Source organism: Streptomyces sp. NRRL B-1140, from assembly GCF_001280065.1.
In the GTDB taxonomy this organism is placed as follows: Bacteria; Actinomycetota; Actinomycetes; order Streptomycetales; family Streptomycetaceae; genus Streptomyces.
Genome location: NZ_LGEA01000013.1, coordinates 16,142 through 31,260 on the forward strand (window position 1 = coordinate 16,142; position 15,119 = coordinate 31,260).

Annotated in this window: 16 protein-coding genes; 10 read left to right on the forward strand and 6 right to left on the reverse strand. The window is 71.8% G+C overall.

The window, feature by feature from the left end; translation table 11 throughout:
- Positions 1-154 precede the first annotated feature (154 nt).
- Positions 155-1,384, forward strand: coding sequence for a glycoside hydrolase family 10 protein (locus tag ADK65_RS03050; RefSeq protein WP_053668216.1), 1,230 nt, complete (start codon positions 155-157; stop codon positions 1,382-1,384).
- 120 nt (positions 1,385-1,504) lie between these two features.
- Here ADK65_RS03050 and ADK65_RS03055 read toward each other — a convergent pair whose 3' ends face one another.
- A complete protein-coding gene (locus ADK65_RS03055) occupies positions 1,505-1,705 on the reverse strand; it encodes a DUF1918 domain-containing protein (RefSeq protein ID WP_053668217.1) in 201 nt (66 codons plus the stop codon).
- Positions 1,706-1,795: 90 nt separating this feature from the next.
- On the reverse strand, positions 1,796-2,716 hold the full coding sequence (locus tag ADK65_RS03060) for a DMT family transporter (RefSeq protein WP_078955786.1): 921 nt from the start codon (positions 2,714-2,716) through the stop codon (positions 1,796-1,798).
- On the opposite strand from ADK65_RS03060, the gene ADK65_RS03065 reads away from it, so the two are divergent.
- The 3 genes from ADK65_RS03065 (at position 2,715) to ADK65_RS03075 (ending at position 5,303) form a co-directional block, all read left to right on the forward strand.
- Entirely contained in the window at positions 2,715-4,151 is a 1,437-nt protein-coding gene (locus tag ADK65_RS03065; RefSeq protein ID WP_053668219.1) for a PLP-dependent aminotransferase family protein, read from the forward strand. The genes ADK65_RS03060 and ADK65_RS03065 overlap by 2 nt on opposite strands.
- Positions 4,152-4,192: 41 nt before the next feature.
- On the forward strand, positions 4,193-4,633 hold the full coding sequence (locus ADK65_RS03070) for a GNAT family N-acetyltransferase (protein WP_053668220.1): 441 nt from the start codon (positions 4,193-4,195) through the stop codon (positions 4,631-4,633).
- Between the two features lie 73 nt (positions 4,634-4,706).
- Positions 4,707-5,303, forward strand: a complete 597-nt coding sequence (locus tag ADK65_RS03075; protein ID WP_053668221.1) for a histidine phosphatase family protein — start codon at positions 4,707-4,709, stop codon at positions 5,301-5,303.
- Here ADK65_RS03075 and ADK65_RS03080 read toward each other — a convergent pair.
- A complete protein-coding gene (locus ADK65_RS03080) occupies positions 5,285-5,731 on the reverse strand; it encodes a DUF6314 family protein (protein WP_053668222.1) in 447 nt (148 codons plus the stop codon). The two genes, ADK65_RS03075 and ADK65_RS03080, sit on opposite strands and share 19 nt — an antisense overlap.
- A 140-nt stretch (positions 5,732-5,871) precedes the next feature.
- Between ADK65_RS03080 and ADK65_RS03085 the strand changes: the two genes are divergently transcribed.
- Positions 5,872-8,358, forward strand: a complete 2,487-nt coding sequence (locus ADK65_RS03085) for an alpha-L-arabinofuranosidase C-terminal domain-containing protein (RefSeq protein ID WP_053668223.1) — start codon at positions 5,872-5,874, stop codon at positions 8,356-8,358.
- 69 nt (positions 8,359-8,427) lie between these two features.
- Here ADK65_RS03085 and ADK65_RS03090 read toward each other — a convergent pair whose 3' ends face one another.
- On the reverse strand, positions 8,428-9,105 hold the full coding sequence (locus ADK65_RS03090) for a DUF6215 domain-containing protein (RefSeq protein ID WP_053668224.1): 678 nt from the start codon (positions 9,103-9,105) through the stop codon (positions 8,428-8,430).
- Positions 9,106-9,278: 173 nt separating this feature from the next.
- Here ADK65_RS03090 and argC point away from each other — a divergent pair, with 173 nt between their 5' ends.
- The 5 genes from argC to ADK65_RS03115 are packed head-to-tail and all read left to right on the forward strand — an operon-like array spanning position 9,279 to position 14,112.
- Positions 9,279-10,307: an N-acetyl-gamma-glutamyl-phosphate reductase gene (argC, locus tag ADK65_RS03095; RefSeq protein WP_053668225.1), complete on the forward strand. Its 1,029-nt coding sequence runs from the start codon at positions 9,279-9,281 to the stop codon at positions 10,305-10,307.
- A complete protein-coding gene (gene argJ / locus ADK65_RS03100; RefSeq protein WP_053668226.1) occupies positions 10,304-11,455 on the forward strand; it encodes a bifunctional glutamate N-acetyltransferase/amino-acid acetyltransferase ArgJ in 1,152 nt (383 codons plus the stop codon). Before argC ends, argJ begins: the two co-directional genes overlap by 4 nt.
- On the forward strand, positions 11,452-12,363 hold the full coding sequence (gene argB / locus ADK65_RS03105; protein WP_053668227.1) for an acetylglutamate kinase: 912 nt from the start codon (positions 11,452-11,454) through the stop codon (positions 12,361-12,363). Before argJ ends, argB begins: the two co-directional genes overlap by 4 nt.
- The gene (locus ADK65_RS03110) at positions 12,360-13,559 is read left to right on the forward strand and encodes an acetylornithine transaminase (protein WP_053668228.1); all 1,200 of its coding nucleotides are present in this window, start codon (positions 12,360-12,362) and stop codon (positions 13,557-13,559) included. Before argB ends, ADK65_RS03110 begins: the two co-directional genes overlap by 4 nt.
- A gap of 7 nt (positions 13,560-13,566) precedes the next feature.
- Positions 13,567-14,112: an arginine repressor gene (locus ADK65_RS03115; RefSeq protein ID WP_053668229.1), complete on the forward strand. Its 546-nt coding sequence runs from the start codon at positions 13,567-13,569 to the stop codon at positions 14,110-14,112.
- An 81-nt stretch (positions 14,113-14,193) separates the two neighbouring features.
- On the opposite strand, the gene ADK65_RS03120 is transcribed toward ADK65_RS03115, so the two are convergent.
- Entirely contained in the window at positions 14,194-14,997 is an 804-nt protein-coding gene (locus ADK65_RS03120; protein WP_234352781.1) for an FAD:protein FMN transferase, read from the reverse strand.
- Positions 14,990-15,119, reverse strand: a 130-nt coding sequence (locus tag ADK65_RS03125) for an FMN-binding protein (protein WP_159038708.1), incomplete at its 5' end; no start/stop codon positions are given. The genes ADK65_RS03125 and ADK65_RS03120, both read right to left, overlap by 8 nt.

Here is a 15,119-nt window from a genome sequence, read left to right on the forward strand (position 1 = left end):
TCCGGGCAGACCGGCCGGGTCCCGGCGCCTGCTCCGTTCGTGCACGTTACTCCGAAGTATCGATGATCGATCGCGGGGGGCGGGTCCGCATCGGGCATGCTGGCCCCGGAGCGATCCGCGACCGTGCGGATCCGCGGCTTTCTGGAGCATGCGGATGGGACGAGTCTCACGCAGGGCGTTCGCGGTCGCGGCGCTGTCGGCTTTCGCCATGATGCCTCAGGCGTCGGCCGCGAGCGGACGTGGGGGCGGGGCGCAGGGCTCCGAGATGCGCGGCGTCTGGATCGCGTCCGTGGCCAACCGCGACTGGCCGTCGAAGCCGGGGCTGACCGCCTCGCAGCAGCGCGCCGAACTGCTCGCCCACCTCGACACGGCGGTCCGCAACCGGCTCAACACCGTGTTCTTCCAGGTCCGGCCCACGGCGGACGCCCTGTGGCCCTCACCGTACGAGCCGTGGTCGCAGTACCTCACCGGCACCCAGGGCAAGAACCCCGGGTGGGATCCGCTGGGCACGGCCGTCAAGGAGGCGCACGCCCGGGGTCTTCGGCTGCACGCGTGGTTCAACCCGTACCGGATCGCCGTCCACGCCGACCCGACCCGGCTCGCCGCCTCCCATCCGGCGCGCAAGAACCCGGACTGGGTGGTGACGTACGGCGGCAAGCTCTTCTACAACCCGGGTCTGCCCGAGGTCCGCGCCTTCGTGGAGGACGCGATGCTCGACGCCGTGGCGAAGTACCCCGTGGACGGCGTCCACTTCGACGACTACTTCTACCCCTACCCCGTGGCGGGGCAGACCTTCGACGACGACGACGCCTACGACGAGCACGGCGACGGCTTCCCGGACCGGGCCGCCTGGCGGCGGGACAACATCGACCGGCTGGTGCGTGAGACCGCGGACCGGGTCAAGGAGGTGCGGCCGGACGCCCACTTCGGCATCAGCCCGTTCGGCGTGTGGCGCAACGCCGGGACCGACCCCCTCGGCTCGGACACGAAGGCGGGTGTGGAGACGTACGACGATCTGCACGCGGACACCCGGAAGTGGGTGCGCGAGGGCTGGATCGACTACATCGTCCCTCAGCTGTACTGGAACATCGGCTTCGCCGCCGCCGACTACGCGAAGCTGGTGGCCTGGTGGGCGAAGGCCGCGCGCGACAGCCCGACGCAGCTGTATGTGGGGGAGGCGCTGTACAAGGCCGGCGACCCGGCGCAGCCCGCGGCATGGCAGGAGACGGCTGAACTGTCCCGGCATCTGACGCTGGCCCGGAAGCACCCGCAGGTGCGCGGACACGTGTACTTCGCCGCCCGGGACGTGGCGGCCGACCGCATCGAGGCGATGGCACGGGTCGTCGCCGACCACTACGGGCAGCCCGCGCCGCCCCCGCGCTGAATCGCCTCGCGCGAGGTGCCGGCAGGGGGAAGGGCATGCTGAGTGGAGTCGCACCCGCGGGGCCCCGCGTTGCGCCGGGGCGGGCCTGCTACGGGCAGCCCGCCTCGCCCGTACTCCGGGTCACGGCCCGGTCGTGGTCTCCCTGTGCCGGATCTCCGTGTCCGGCCCCGGGGAGCACACACCCTCGTGCCCGTCCTCGAACCGGACGCGGTACGGGGGGTTGCCCTCCTGGCCGAGCACTTCGACGATCTCGCCGATCTTGTCGTGCTGACCGACCACCCTGCCGTGCTGGACAAGCTGGTCGCCCACGGTTGCGCGCATCTGGGGCCTCCTCACGATGTGGGAGCAGCGGTCCGTGGCCTTGAGTCTACGGTGGGGTGCGCCCCTCGGCAGTGGCCGCGCGCTCCCCGCTCAGCCGCGTGATCGCTGTGTGACGGCGATGCAGACCAGCACCGCCACGGCCGTCAGCGGGGCGGCGACCGTGAGGTGCTCGCCCAGCAGCAGCACCGACCACACCAGTGTGAGCAGCGGCTGGGCGAGCTGCAACTGGCTCGCTTTGGGGATGCCGATGGCGGCCATGCCGCGGTACCAGACGACCAGCCCGGCGAACTGCGAGCCCGCCGCGACCCACAGCAGCCCCGTGACGCTGTGCGCGGTCAGCCGCACGGGTTCGTGTGCCAGGGCGATCGAGGCCACCGGCACGGTGAGGGGCAGGCACAACACCAGCGCCCAGCCGATCACCTGCCACCCCGGCATGACCCGGGCCAGCCGGCCGCCCTCGGTGTAGCCGGCCGCGCAGACCAGCAGCGCGGCGAACAGGTACAGGTCGGCGGTGGTCAGGGCGCCGCCGCTCTGCTGGACGGTGAAGGCCAGCACCGCCGCCGCGCCCGTGAAGGCTGCGATCCAGAAGGTGCGTGAGGGCCGGGTGCCGACGCGCAGGGCCGAGAAGAGCGCCGTGGTCAGGGGGAGCAGGCCGACCACGACGGCCGCGTGCGCGGTGGTGGAGGTCTCCAGCGCCAGGGTGGTCAGCAGCGGGAAGCCGAGGACGACGCCGGCCCCGACGACCGCGAGGCCCGGCCGGTGCCGCCTGGCGGGCAGCGGCACCCGCAGCGCCAGAAGGGCGGCGCCCGCGATCACCGCGGCCAGGACGCTCCGCACGGCCACGAGCGACCAGGGACCGAAGCCCTCCAGTCCCCAGGCGGTCGCGGGGAACGTGAGGGAGAACGCCACGACCCCGAGGGCCGCCTGGAGGGTGCCGAAGCCCTGCCCCTCCCGGCCCGAGGTGGCGACTGCTATCGCGGGCGGCGCAGTAGCGCTACTCTGTGCTCTCATGCACGAGCGTAGCAGTGTGGGTGAACTGGTGGAACGGCTGCGACGGGAGCTCGACCGCTACTCTCCGGGTGAAAAGCTGCCGTCGAGTCGGGCCCTGATCGAGCGATTCCGGGTGAGCCCGGTGACGGTGTCGCGGGCCCTGGCTCAGCTCGCCGCCGAGGGTCTCGTGGTCACCCGGCCCGGCGCGGGCGCGTTCCGCGCCCAAGCCCGGACGGCACCGGCCCCCACCGGTGACACCTCCTGGCAGGAGGTCGCGCTGAGCGCCGACGGCGCCGCCGACCTCGTGCCACGCTCCGTGGACGCCTCCGGGGTGCTGGCGTCGCTGGCCGCCCCGCCGCCCGGCGTGATCGAGTTCAACGGCGGCTATCTGCACCCGTCCCTGCAGCCCGAGCGGGCCATGGCCGCCGCCCTCTCGCGTGCCGGGCGCCGTCCCGGTGCCTGGGGGCGACCGCCCATGGAGGGGCTGCCGGAATTGCGCGAGTGGTTCGCGCGGAGCGTCGGCGGCCCGGTGTCGGCCGCCGAGGTGCTGGTCACCGCCGGCGGCCAGTCCGCGCTCACCACCGCCCTGCGCGCCCTCGCCCCGCCCGGCGCACCCGTCCTGGTCGAGTCGCCCACCTACCCCGGCATGCTGGCCATCGCCCGCGCCGCCGGCCTGCGCCCGGTGCCCGTCCCGGTGGACGCCGACGGCGTACGTCCGGCGCTGCTCGCGGAGGCGTTCCGGGCCACCGGCGCCCCGGCCTTCGTCTGCCAGCCGCTCTTCCAGAACCCCACGGGCGCGGTGCTCGCGCCCGAGCGGCGCGCCGAGGTCCTGCGCATCGCCCGGGAGGCGGGTGCGTTCGTCGTCGAGGACGACTTCGTGCGGCGGCTCGTCCACGAGGACGCGGGGCCGTTGCCGCGCCCGCTGGCCGCCGACGACCCCGACGGCGTCGTCGTCCACGTCTCCTCGCTCACCAAGGCGACCTCGCCGAGCTTCCGGGTCAGTGCCCTGGCCGCCCGCGGGCCGGTTCTGGAACGGCTGCGCGCCATCCAGGTCGTCGACACGTTCTTCGTGCCGCGCCCCCTCCAGGAGGCCGCCCTCGAACTCGTCGGCTCGCCCGCTTGGCCCCGTCACCTGCGGGCCGTCTCCGCGGAGTTGAAGGCCCGCCGGGACGCGATGACCGGCGCCCTCGCCCTGCACCTGCCGGAGCTCGCCCTGCCGCACGTCCCGTCCGGCGGCTACCACCTGTGGCCACGCCTGCCCGACGGCACGGACGAGTCGGCCCTGACCTCGGCGGCCCTGCGCGCCGGCGTCGCCCTCGCGCCCGGCCGCCCCTACTTCAGCGCCGAACCCCCGGCCGCGCACGTCCGGCTGAGCTTCGCGGCGGTCGCCGGGACCGGTGAGATCGCGGAGGGCGTACGGAGGCTGCGCACGGCCTGTGAGGAGGTGCTGGGATAACCGCTCGACGCACCGTCGGACCACCTGCGAGCATCGCGGCCATGACCGGCACCCCGAGCCTGCCCGAGGGCTACGAGATATCCACCGACCCCGCCCGTGTCGACCGCGAGCGAGTGCACCACTGGCTGTCCACCGACGCCTACTGGGCGCTGGGGCGCCCCCGGCAGAAGCAGGACCTGGCGATCGACGGGTCGCTCAACTTCGGCGTGTTCGACACGGTGTCGGGCGAACAGGTCGCCTACGCCCGGGTGATCACCGACCGGGCCACCTTCGCGTGGCTGTGTGACGTGTACGTCGACCCGGCGGTGCGCGGCAAGGGCGTCGGAAGCGCCCTCGTGGCCGCCGTGCGGGACGAGACGCGGTCGTACGGGGTGCGGAGGGTGCTGCTCGCCACCCACGACGCCCACGGGGTCTACGAGAAGATCGGGTTCGCCCCGCTGGAGCGCCCCGAGCACTGGATGGCGCTCATCTTCCACCAGTGAGGGTCGCGGCACCCTCGGTAACTCGTAGGTAACACCTCTTGACCTGCGTACTTGCTGCGCCCACGATCGCCGCATGCCACTTCGGGTCACCTTCGTCGCCGCCGCGCGCAGCTCCCCGCTGCTCGCCGAGCGTTTCGAGGACGATCGGCCGCTGGACCAGGCCGGCTGGGGCGAGGTGGAGCGCGCCGCCCGGGAGCTGCTGCCGCTCGCCGCGGCCGAACTGCGCTACTGCTCGCCGACTCCGCGCAGCCGGGCGACGGGGGAGGGGCTCGGGTACGCGCCGCTGGTGCAGCTCGGCCTGCGCGACTGCGACATGGGCCGCTGGCGCGGGCTGACCCTGGGCGAGGCGATGGCCCGCGAGCCGGACGCCGTGGACGCCTGGCTCGCAGACCCCCGCGCGACCCCGCACGGGGGCGAGTCGCTCGTCGACTTCATCACCCGTGTCGGCGGCTGGCTCGACACCCGGCCCGTCGAGGACGGCTGCCGGGTCGTGGCGGTGGCCGAGCCCTCCGTGATCCGGGCGGCCCTGGTCTACGCCCTGAAGGCACCGCCGTCGACGTACTGGAACATCGACGTCCGCCCGCTGTCGACGTCCGCCGTGACGGGCCGGGCGGGGCGCTGGAACCTCCGCTTCGACGGCGGGGCGCCGGCTCAGCCCTCGCGCGCGTAGTCGGTCGTCAGGACCAGGTCCTTGGCGGGGCCGCGGACACGCCACACCGTCCGCCAGTGGTCGGCGTCCCGGACATGGAACTCGCCTCGGTAGAGGTCCGCCGAGCAGGGATGGTCGGCGACATGCCGTCCGGACGTGAGGTCCAGGTCGTGGAACGGCCGCCCGTCGGCGAACCGCACGTCCGCCGTGCCGCCCGGGCCGGGCAGGAACCGCAGGGTCCGTTCGGCGGGCCGGGCGACGCCCTGCCAGACGAAGGTGCCGGACTCGTGGTGCAGGAGGCCGCCGGGCCGCTCCCCGTCCGCACGGAACTCGGTGGTTCCGGTGAACTCCCCGGCCGCGCCGCTCGCGAGATCCCGCACCGACCGCGACACCCTCCAGCGTCCGGCGAGAAACGCCAGTACATCCGGCACTGGCCAGAACTCGCCCATCCCGCTCCGTTCTTCGTCCCGGCCCTGTCGCACGCCCCATTGACGCGCATCCGCCCCCTCCCTATCTTGCCGTTCGAAGTGCTGATCACTGTCTGATATTTCGAACACCTCTACCTCTAGCAGAGAGCCGCGGAGTATCCATGCCACGCACCGACGCCCGCACCCGAGGGAGAATCGGTCTCACGACCACCGCCCTCCTGACGGCGGCAGCCCTCTTACCGGCCCCCGCGCACGCCGAGGACGTGACCGACTACGCGATCACCGTCGACCCGTCCGCCCAGGGCGCGAAGATCGACGACACGATGTACGGCGTCTTCTTCGAGGACATCAACCGCGCCGCCGACGGCGGCCTGTACGCAGAGCTCGTGCAGAACCGGTCCTTCGAGTACTCCACCGCCGACAACGGCTCCTACACGCCCCTGACCTCGTGGACCACCGGCGGGACGGCCCAGGTCGTGAACGACTCCGGCCGCCTGAACGAACGCAACCGCAACTACCTCTCCCTGGGCGCCGGTTCGTCCGTCACGAACGCCGGTTACAACACCGGCATCCGTGTCGAGCAGGGCAAGCGGTACGACTTCTCCGTGTGGGCCCGCGCCGCGAGCGGCAGCACACTCACCGTCTCCCTGAAGGACGCCGCGGGAAGCCTGGCCACCGCACGGCAGGTCGCCGTGCAGGGCGGCTGGGCCAAGTACAAGGCCACCTTCACCGCGTCCCGCACCAGCAACCGCGGCCGTCTCGCCGTGGCCTCCACGAACACCGCCGCGCTCGACGAGGTGTCGCTGTTCCCGCGCGAGACGTACAAGAACCAGCCGGGCGGCCTGCGCAAGGACCTCGCCCAGAAGATCGCCGACCTGCATCCGGGCTTCGTGCGCTTCCCGGGCGGCTGCCTGGTCAACACCGGCTCCATGGAGGACTACAGTGCGTCCTCGAACTGGCAGCGCAAGCGCAGCTACCAGTGGAAGGACACCGTAGGCCCGGTCGAGGAGCGCGCCACCAACGCCAACGTCTGGGGATACAACCAGAGCTACGGCCTCGGCTACTACGAGTACTTCCGCTTCTCCGAGGACATCGGCGCCATGCCGCTGCCCGTCGTCCCCGCCCTGGTCACCGGCTGCGGGCAGAACAAGGCCACCGACGACGACGCGCTGCTCGAGCGGCACATCCAGGACGCCCTGGACCTCATCGAGTTCGCCAACGGCCCCGCGACCTCCGAGTGGGGCAAGGTCCGCGCGCGGATGGGCCACCCCAAGCCCTTCCACCTCACCCACATCGAGGTCGGCAACGAGGAGAACCTCCCGAGGGAGTTCTTCGCCCGCTTCCAGAAGTTCCGGGCCGCCATCGAGGCGAAGTACCCGGAGATCACCGTCATCTCCAACTCGGGTCCCGACGACGCCGGTTCGACCTTCGACACCGCCTGGCAGCTCAACCGCGACGCCAAGGTCGACATGGTCGACGAGCACTACTACAACAGCCCGAACTGGTTCCTGCAGAACAACGACCGCTACGACTCCTACGACCGCAACGGCCCGAAGGTCTTCCTCGGCGAATACGCCTCCCAGGGCAACGCCTGGAAGAACGGCCTGTCCGAAGCCGCCTTCATGACCGGCCTGGAGCGCAACGCCGACGTCGTCAAGCTCGCCTCGTACGCCCCGCTGCTCGCCAACGAGGACTACGTGCAGTGGCGGCCGGACCTGATCTGGTTCAACAACCGGGCCTCCTGGAACTCGGCCAACTACGAGGTCCAGAAGCTGTTCATGAACAACGTCGGCGACCGTGTCGTGCCGTCCAGGGCCACCACCACCCCGAACGTCAGCGGCCCCATCACCGGCGCCGTGGGCCTGTCGACGTGGGCGACCAGCGCCGCGTACGACGACGTGAAGGTCACCTCCGCGGACGGCTCGACCCTGCTCGGCGACGACTTCTCCGGTGGCGCCTCGAAGTGGACCACCAGCGGTCGTGGCAGCTGGAGCGTGCAGGACGGGGCCTACGTCCAGACCGACACCGCCGCCGAGAACACCATGGTCACGGCGGGCGATGCGGCCTGGAAGGACTACGACCTGCAGGTGAAGGCCACCAAGAAGTCCGGCAAGGAGGGCTTCCTCGTCGCCTTCGGCGTCAAGGACACCGGCAACTACTACTGGTGGAACCTGGGCGGCTGGAACAACACCCAGTCGGCGATCGAGCAGGCCGTGGACGGCGGCAAGAGCACCCTGCTGACGAAGCCCGGGTCGGTCGAGACCGGCCGGGCCTACGACATCGACATCAAGGTGCGTGGCCGCCAGGTCACCCTCTTCCTCGACGGCAAGGAGTGGGGCAGCTTCAGGGACGACAAGCCGGCCGAGCCGTTCCGTCAGGTCGTCACCAGGGACGAGAAGACCGGTGACCTGATCGTCAAGGTCGTCAACGCCCAGCCGGCCGAGGCCCGTACGGCCGTCGACCTCGGTGACGTCAGGGTCGCCTCCACGGCCCGCGTCACCACGCTGGCCGCCGACCAGGACGCCGTGAACACGGAGACGGACACCCCGGTGACGCCGGTGACGTCCACGTTCCGGGGTGTGGCGAAGAAGTTCACCTACACCTTCCCCGCGAACTCCGTGACGTTCCTGAGGATCAAGCAGAGGTGACATCCCGCTGTGCGGCGGCCCTCCCCGGCGGGGGGACGGCGGCCGCACAGCGCCGTCACCGCGTGACGGTCACGCCCCGGACTTCCATCCGGGGACCGTCGGCAACACCTTCTCGGCGACGCGCAGCAGCACCGCGTCGTCCGGTACCACTCCGTCCGCGCGCCACAGGGTGACGTCGAGGGAGCCGCCGCGGTCCTTGCTGTCCCGGGCCACGGTCAGGGCCCGGGCCGGAACGCCGGGCCCGCTGTCGGCGTCTCCGCCGTCGAGCCGGAAGCTGATGCTGATGGTGCGGGTCGAATAGAGGACACCCGGGCGGCCCAGCGTCTTCCGCGGGCGGGCGTCGGTTCCGAGGAGAGCCTGCGACCCGGCCACCGGCAGGCCGTCGTAGGTCGCCGACAGCGTCACGGTGTACGTCTCGAACTCGACCTGCGCCTGCGGGGTGGCGATCTTCCCGATGGAGCTGTCGCTGCCGGAGGCGGTCTTCGCGATCTCCGTCGGCGTGCCCAGCAGCGCGGCCAGGTCGGACCGGTTCAGCGCCTCGCACAACTGCGCCCCGGAGAGGTGCTTGCCCTTGGCTGCCGGGGTCTCCCCGTCGGAGCAGGTGGCCGGCTTCGGCTCGCTCTCGGCGGCCGACGTCTTGGCCAGCCCCCAGAAACCTGCGCCGAGCGCCCCCACCAGCACCACCGCCGCGAGCGCCTGCCCCCACGCGTTCACGCTCTTCTCGGGCGCGTCGATGTCCTCGGCCATGTTCCCCCACCTGCCGTGATCCCCTGAGACGTGCCCGCGGACCTTAACCTGTCGTCATGGCCAGGACAAAACCGGTTCAGGGAGGCGTCGTCGCGGCCACCGCGCGGCCTGTGCATGAGATTGCATAAACGTGCAGCGAAACGTATAGTCATGCCCTCTAAGGAGGAGGTTCCATGGCGGTACGTGCGGCAGTGGCCGGAGCGAGTGGGTACGCGGGCGGAGAACTGCTGCGTCTGCTCCTGGCACACCCCGAGGTCGAGGTCGGCGCCCTGACCGGCAACTCCAACGCCGGGCAGAGGCTCGGTGCGCTCCAACCGCACCTGCTGCCCCTGGCCGGCCGAGTGCTCCAGGAGACCACCCCGGAGGTTCTCGCCGGCCACGACGTCGTCTTCCTCGCGCTGCCGCACGGGCAGTCCGCCGCCGTCGCCGAGCAGCTCGGTCCCGACGTGCTCGTCGTCGACATGGGCGCCGACTTCCGCCTGACGGACGCCGCCGCCTGGGAGCGGTTCTACGGCTCCCCGCACGCCGGAACCTGGCCCTACGGCCTTCCCGAACTGCCGGGCGCCCGCGCCGCGCTGGAGGGGTCCAAGCGCGTCGCGGTGCCCGGTTGCTACCCCACCGCCGTCTCCCTGGCCCTGTTCCCGGCCTACGCGGCCGGTCTGGCGGAGCCCGAGGCCGTGATCGTCGCCGCGTCCGGCACGTCCGGCGCGGGCAAGGCACCCAAGCCGCACCTGCTCGGCAGCGAGGTCATGGGGTCGATGTCCCCGTACGGCGTCGGCGGCGGGCACCGGCACACCCCCGAGATCACCCAGAACCTCAGCGCGGCCGCCGGAGCGCCGGTCTCCGTGTCCTTCACCCCGACCCTCGCGCCGATGCCCCGCGGCATCCTCGCCACGTGCAGTGCCAAGGCCGTCGACGGCGTCACGGGCGAGTCCCTGCGCGCCGCCTACGAGAAGGTCTTCGCCGACGAGCCGTTCGTGCACCTGCTGCCCGAGGGCCAGTGGCCCGCCACGGCGTCCGTCCACGGTTCGAACGCCGTTCAGGTACAGGTCGCGTACGACCCCGCCGCCGGACGGATCATCGTGATCAGCGCCATCGACAACCTCACCAAGGGCACCGCCGGCGGTGCCGTCCAGAGCATGAACATCGCCCTGGGTCTCGACGAGACCACCGGGCTGACGACGATCGGAGTTGCGCCGTGAGTGTGACGGCAGCGAAGGGGTTCACGGCGGCGGGCATCGCCGCCGGGATCAAGGAGAACGGCAACCCCGACCTGGCCCTCGTGGTCAACACCGGCCCCCGCCGCGCCGCCGCCGGCGTCTTCACCTCCAACCGCGTGAAGGCCGCGCCGGTCCTGTGGTCCGAGCAGGTGCTCAAGAGCGGCCAGGTGTCCGCCGTCGTCCTCAACTCCGGCGGCGCCAACGCCTGCACGGGCCCCAAGGGCTTCCAGGACACCCACGCCACGGCCGAGAAGGCCGCGGAGGTCCTCGGCCGTGGCGCCATCGAGGTGGCCGTCTGCTCCACCGGCCTCATCGGCGTGCTGCTGCCGATGGACAAGCTGCTGCCGGGCGTCGAGACGGCCGCCGCCCAGCTCTCCGAGCACGGTGGTGAGAAGGCCGCCATCGCCATCAAGACCACCGACACCGTCCACAAGACGTCCGTCGTCACCAAGGACGGCTGGACCGTCGGCGGCATGGCCAAGGGCGCGGGCATGCTCGCGCCCGGTCTCGCCACCATGCTCGTCGTCCTCACCACCGACGCCGCCCTCGACGACGACGTCCTGGACAAGGCCCTGCGGGCCGCCACCCGCACGACCTTCGACCGGGTCGACTCCGACGGCTGCATGTCCACCAACGACACCGTGCTGCTGCTCGCCTCGGGCTCGGCCGGAGTCACCCCCGGGTACGAGGAGTTCGCCGAGGCCGTACGGCAGGTCTGCGACGACCTCGGACAGCAGCTCATCCGCGACGCCGAGGGCGCCAGCAAGGACATCAAGGTCGAGGTGATCAACGCCGCGACCGAGGACGACGCCGTCGAGGTGGGCCGCTCCATCGCCCGCAACAACCTCCTCAAGTGCGCCATCCACGGCGAGGACCCCAACTGGGGCCGGGTGCTCTCCGCCATCGGCACCACGCAGGCCGTCTTCGAGCCGGACCGGCTGAACGTCGCCATCAACGGCGTCTGGGTCTGCAAGAACGGCGGCGTCGGCGAGGACCGCGACAAGGTCGACATGCGCTACCGCGAGGTGCACATCGTCGCCGACCTCGCCGCCGGGTCCGAGACCGCCACCATTTGGACCAACGACCTCACCGCCGACTACGTCCACGAGAACAGCGCGTACTCCTCATGAGCAGCCCGACGCGGAAACACACCGCTCTTCCGAAGGCCGAGACCCTCATCGAGGCGCTGCCCTGGCTGGTCCGGCACAACGGCAAGACGGTCGTCATCAAGTTCGGCGGCAACGCCATGATCGACGAGGACCTCAAGGCCGCCTTCGCACAGGACGTCGTCTTCCTGCACCATGCCGGCCTCAAGCCCGTGGTCGTGCACGGCGGCGGCCCGCAGATCAGCCGGGCGCTCGATCAGCACGGCATCGTCAGCGAGTTCAAAGCCGGCCTCAGGGTGACCACCGAGGACGCCATGGACGTCGTCCGCATGGTGCTGGCCGGGCAGGTCCAGCGCGAACTGGTCGGGCTGCTCAACGAGCACGGGCCGCTCGCCGTCGGCCTGACCGGCGAGGACGCGCACACCATCACCGCCACCAAGCACCAGCCCGAGATCGACGGCGAGCTGGTCGACATCGGGCGGGTCGGCGAGATCACCGCGATCGACACCGGCGCCATCGAGGCCCTGCTCGCCGACGGCCGCATCCCGGTCGTCTCCTCGATCGCCCGGAGCCAGGACGACGGACATGTCTACAACGTCAATGCTGATACGGCGGCTGCGGCACTCGCTGCTGCACTGGACGCCGAAACCCTCATGGTCCTCACGGACGTCGAGGGTCTTTACGAGGACTGGCCGCACAGCGACGAGGTGATCAGCCGCCTCACCGCGACCGAGCTGGAGCGGCTGCTGCCGGACCTGTCGTCCGGCATGGTGCCGAAGATGGAGGGCTGCCTGCACGCCGTGCGCAACGGCGTCACCACCGCCCGCGTCATCGACGGCCGGGTCCAGCACTCGATCCTGCTGGAGATCTTCACCGACGAGGGCATCGGCACGATGGTCGTGCCCGACGAGCACGAGGGGGACGCCGTATGACCGCGCAGCAGGAGTACGCCGGGCGGTGGCAGGGGGCGCTCATGAACAACTACGGCGCCCCGCTGCTGGCCCTGGAGCGCGGCGCGGGCACCACGGTGTGGGACGCCGACGGCAACGCGTACCTCGACTTCGTCGGCGGCATCGCCACCAACGCCCTCGGCCACGCCCACCCGGCGGTCGTCGAGGCCGTCAGCCGGCAGATCGGCTCCCTCGGCCACATCTCCAACTTCTTCATGGCCGAGCCGACCGTCGCCCTCGCCGAGCGGCTGCTCACCCTCTTCGGCAGGGACGGCAGGGTTTTCTTCTGCAACTCCGGCGCCGAGGCCAACGAGGCCGCCTTCAAGATCGGCCGGCTGACCGGGCGCACCCACGTCGTCGCCACCGAGGGCGCCTTCCACGGGCGGACCATGGGCGCCCTGGCGCTGACCGGTCAGCAGGGCAAGCGCGAGCCGTTCCTGCCGCTGCCGGGCGATGTCACGCACGTGCCGTTCGGCGACGCACAGGCCCTGGCCGCGGCCGTGACCGAGGAGACCGCGCTCGTCATCCTCGAACCGATCCAGGGCGAGCTCGGCGTGGTCGTGCCGCCGGCCGGCTACCTCAAGGCGGCCCGCGCCATCACGGCGGCGACCGGGGCGCTCCTCGTCCTCGACGAGGTGCAGACCGGCATCGGCCGGACCGGGCACTGGTTCGAGTACCAGGCCCACGAGGGCGTCCTGCCCGACGTCGTCACCCTCGCCAAGCAGCTGGGCGGCGGCCTGCCGCTCGGCGCGACCGTCGCCTTCGGGCGGGCCGCCGACCTGCTCCAGCCCGGCCAGCACGGCACGACCTTCGGCGGCAACCCCGTGGCCTGCGCCGCCGGGCTCGCGGTCCTCGACACCATCGAGAACGAGGGGTTGCTGGAGAACGTCAAGCGGCAGAGCGAGAGGCTGCGGGACGGAATCGAGGGCCTCGGCCACCAGTTGATCGATTTCGTCCGGGGTACGGGACTCCTCCTGGGTATCGTGCTCACCGAGCCGCTCGCGCCCCAGGTGCGCCAGGCGGCTCAGGAGGCCGGATTCCTGGTGAACGTGCCCGCCCCCGACGTCGTCCGGCTGATGCCGCCGCTGAACCTCGGCGACGACGAGGTGGACGCGTTCCTCGGGGCGCTGCCCGGCATCCTCCAGGCAGTCAGCGGGGACGGACGATCCGGGGAATGAGACGACGATGAGCCAGGCGCAGGACCACGAGCAGCCGGGGGCGAACGGGCCCGCCGTGCCGCAGACCCGCACCGCCCGCCACCGCCGGATCGTGGACATCCTCAACCGGCAGCCGGTCCGGTCGCAGAGCCAGCTGGCGAAGCTGCTCGCCGACGACGGGCTGAGCGTCACGCAGGCCACGCTCAGCCGGGACCTGGACGAGCTGAACGCGGTGAAGATCCGCAACGCCGACGGCGACCTGATCTACGCGGTGCCCAGCGAGGGTGGGTTCCGCACGCCCCGGGCACCGCTGGGCGGGTCGGCGAAGGAGGAGCGGATGCGGCGGCTCTCGCAGGAGCTGCTGATCTCCGCGGAGGCCTCGGCGAACCTCGTGGTCCTGCGCACCCCTCCGGGGGCCGCGCAGTTCCTGGCCTCGGCCATCGACCAGGCCGAGCTGCACGACATCCTGGGGACGATCGCGGGTGACGACACGCTGATGTTGATCAGCAGGGACCCGACGGGTGGGCAGGCCCTGGCCGACCACTTGCTGAGGCTGGCCCAGAACGGGCACTGAGGGTTGTCGTCCGGGTGCGGGTGGGCTGTGGCTGGTCGCGCAGTTCCCCGCGCCCCTTCGGGGCGTCTGCCCGGCCGGAACTCACCCCAGCCTCGCAGCCAACCCTCCAGTGCAGCGCACCTCGTCCCCGGCCGTGATCAGCAGCGCCTCCACGTCCGGCAGCGACTCCAGCCACGCCAGGCCCTCCCGCGAGCCCATCGCGAACGCCGCCGTCGCCCAGCAGTCCACCCACGTCAGCCGCGGGCCCACCACCGTCACGGCGACCAGGTCGCTCACCGCGGAGCGCCCCGTACGGGGATCGACGATGTGGTCTCCCCGCTCCGCCGTTCCGGACGTGGCCACGGACAATTCCGGTGCCCCCGCCGCGGAGACGACCGCCGCCAGGCCACCCGGCCGCAACGGGTCGGCCACGCCCACGCGCCACGGCCGCTGCCCGCCCGGTGTCCCGAGCAACTGCACGTCGCCGCCGCCGTTCAGGTTCACCCCGCACACCCCTGGCACGTCCGCCAGCAGGCGCGCCGCCCGCTCGACGGCCCAGCCCTTCACGATGCCGGTCGGATCGAGGCGCCCCTGGTACGACGTGCTGAACCAGCCGTCGCTCAGCCGCTCGGCCTCGGCCGCCAGTTCCAGCACCTCGGCGACCTCGGGATCGCACTCCGCGACGGTCACCTCACCGCGCTGCAGCCGCGAGATCTGGCTGTCCTCGCGGTACGTGCTGAACACCTCGTCGACCCGGTGCAACCCGGCCACGGCCTCGTCCAGGGCCGCGCGCACGGCGGCCGGTTCCCCGCCGCGGACGTCGAAGGAGAAGACGGTCCCCATCGTCTCCTCGGCATGACGTACCGCGGCGGGAGCCTGTGCGGAGTCGGCCACGGTGTCAGCCACCGGCCTGGTCCAGCGCGGACTGCAGGGACTTCTTGTAGCCGGCGCTGGTGTACGTGGCGCCCGACACCGCGTCGATGTCCGCGGTACCGGCCGCCACGGCCGCCTGGTTGAGGCGGGGGACG

Excerpts from the sequence above, each read along its gene's own strand:
- ADK65_RS03050 (WP_053668216.1), top strand. The coding sequence starts at position 155 with ATGGGACGAGTCTCACGCAGGGCGTTCGCGGTCGCGGCGCTGTCGGCT.
- ADK65_RS03055 (WP_053668217.1), bottom strand. The coding sequence starts at position 1,705 with ATGCGCGCAACCGTGGGCGACCAGCTTGTCCAGCACGGCAGGGTGGTC.
- ADK65_RS03065 (WP_053668219.1), top strand. The coding sequence starts at position 2,715 with ATGCACGAGCGTAGCAGTGTGGGTGAACTGGTGGAACGGCTGCGACGG.
- ADK65_RS03060 (WP_078955786.1), bottom strand. The coding sequence starts at position 2,716 with ATGAGAGCACAGAGTAGCGCTACTGCGCCGCCCGCGATAGCAGTCGCC.
- ADK65_RS03070 (WP_053668220.1), top strand. The coding sequence starts at position 4,193 with ATGACCGGCACCCCGAGCCTGCCCGAGGGCTACGAGATATCCACCGAC.
- ADK65_RS03075 (WP_053668221.1), top strand. The coding sequence starts at position 4,707 with ATGCCACTTCGGGTCACCTTCGTCGCCGCCGCGCGCAGCTCCCCGCTG.
- ADK65_RS03080 (WP_053668222.1), bottom strand. The coding sequence starts at position 5,731 with ATGGGCGAGTTCTGGCCAGTGCCGGATGTACTGGCGTTTCTCGCCGGA.
- ADK65_RS03085 (WP_053668223.1), top strand. The coding sequence starts at position 5,872 with ATGCCACGCACCGACGCCCGCACCCGAGGGAGAATCGGTCTCACGACC.
- ADK65_RS03090 (WP_053668224.1), bottom strand. The coding sequence starts at position 9,105 with ATGGCCGAGGACATCGACGCGCCCGAGAAGAGCGTGAACGCGTGGGGG.
- argC (WP_053668225.1), top strand. The coding sequence starts at position 9,279 with ATGGCGGTACGTGCGGCAGTGGCCGGAGCGAGTGGGTACGCGGGCGGA.
- argB (WP_053668227.1), top strand. The coding sequence starts at position 11,452 with ATGAGCAGCCCGACGCGGAAACACACCGCTCTTCCGAAGGCCGAGACC.
- ADK65_RS03110 (WP_053668228.1), top strand. The coding sequence starts at position 12,360 with ATGACCGCGCAGCAGGAGTACGCCGGGCGGTGGCAGGGGGCGCTCATG.
- ADK65_RS03115 (WP_053668229.1), top strand. The coding sequence starts at position 13,567 with ATGAGCCAGGCGCAGGACCACGAGCAGCCGGGGGCGAACGGGCCCGCC.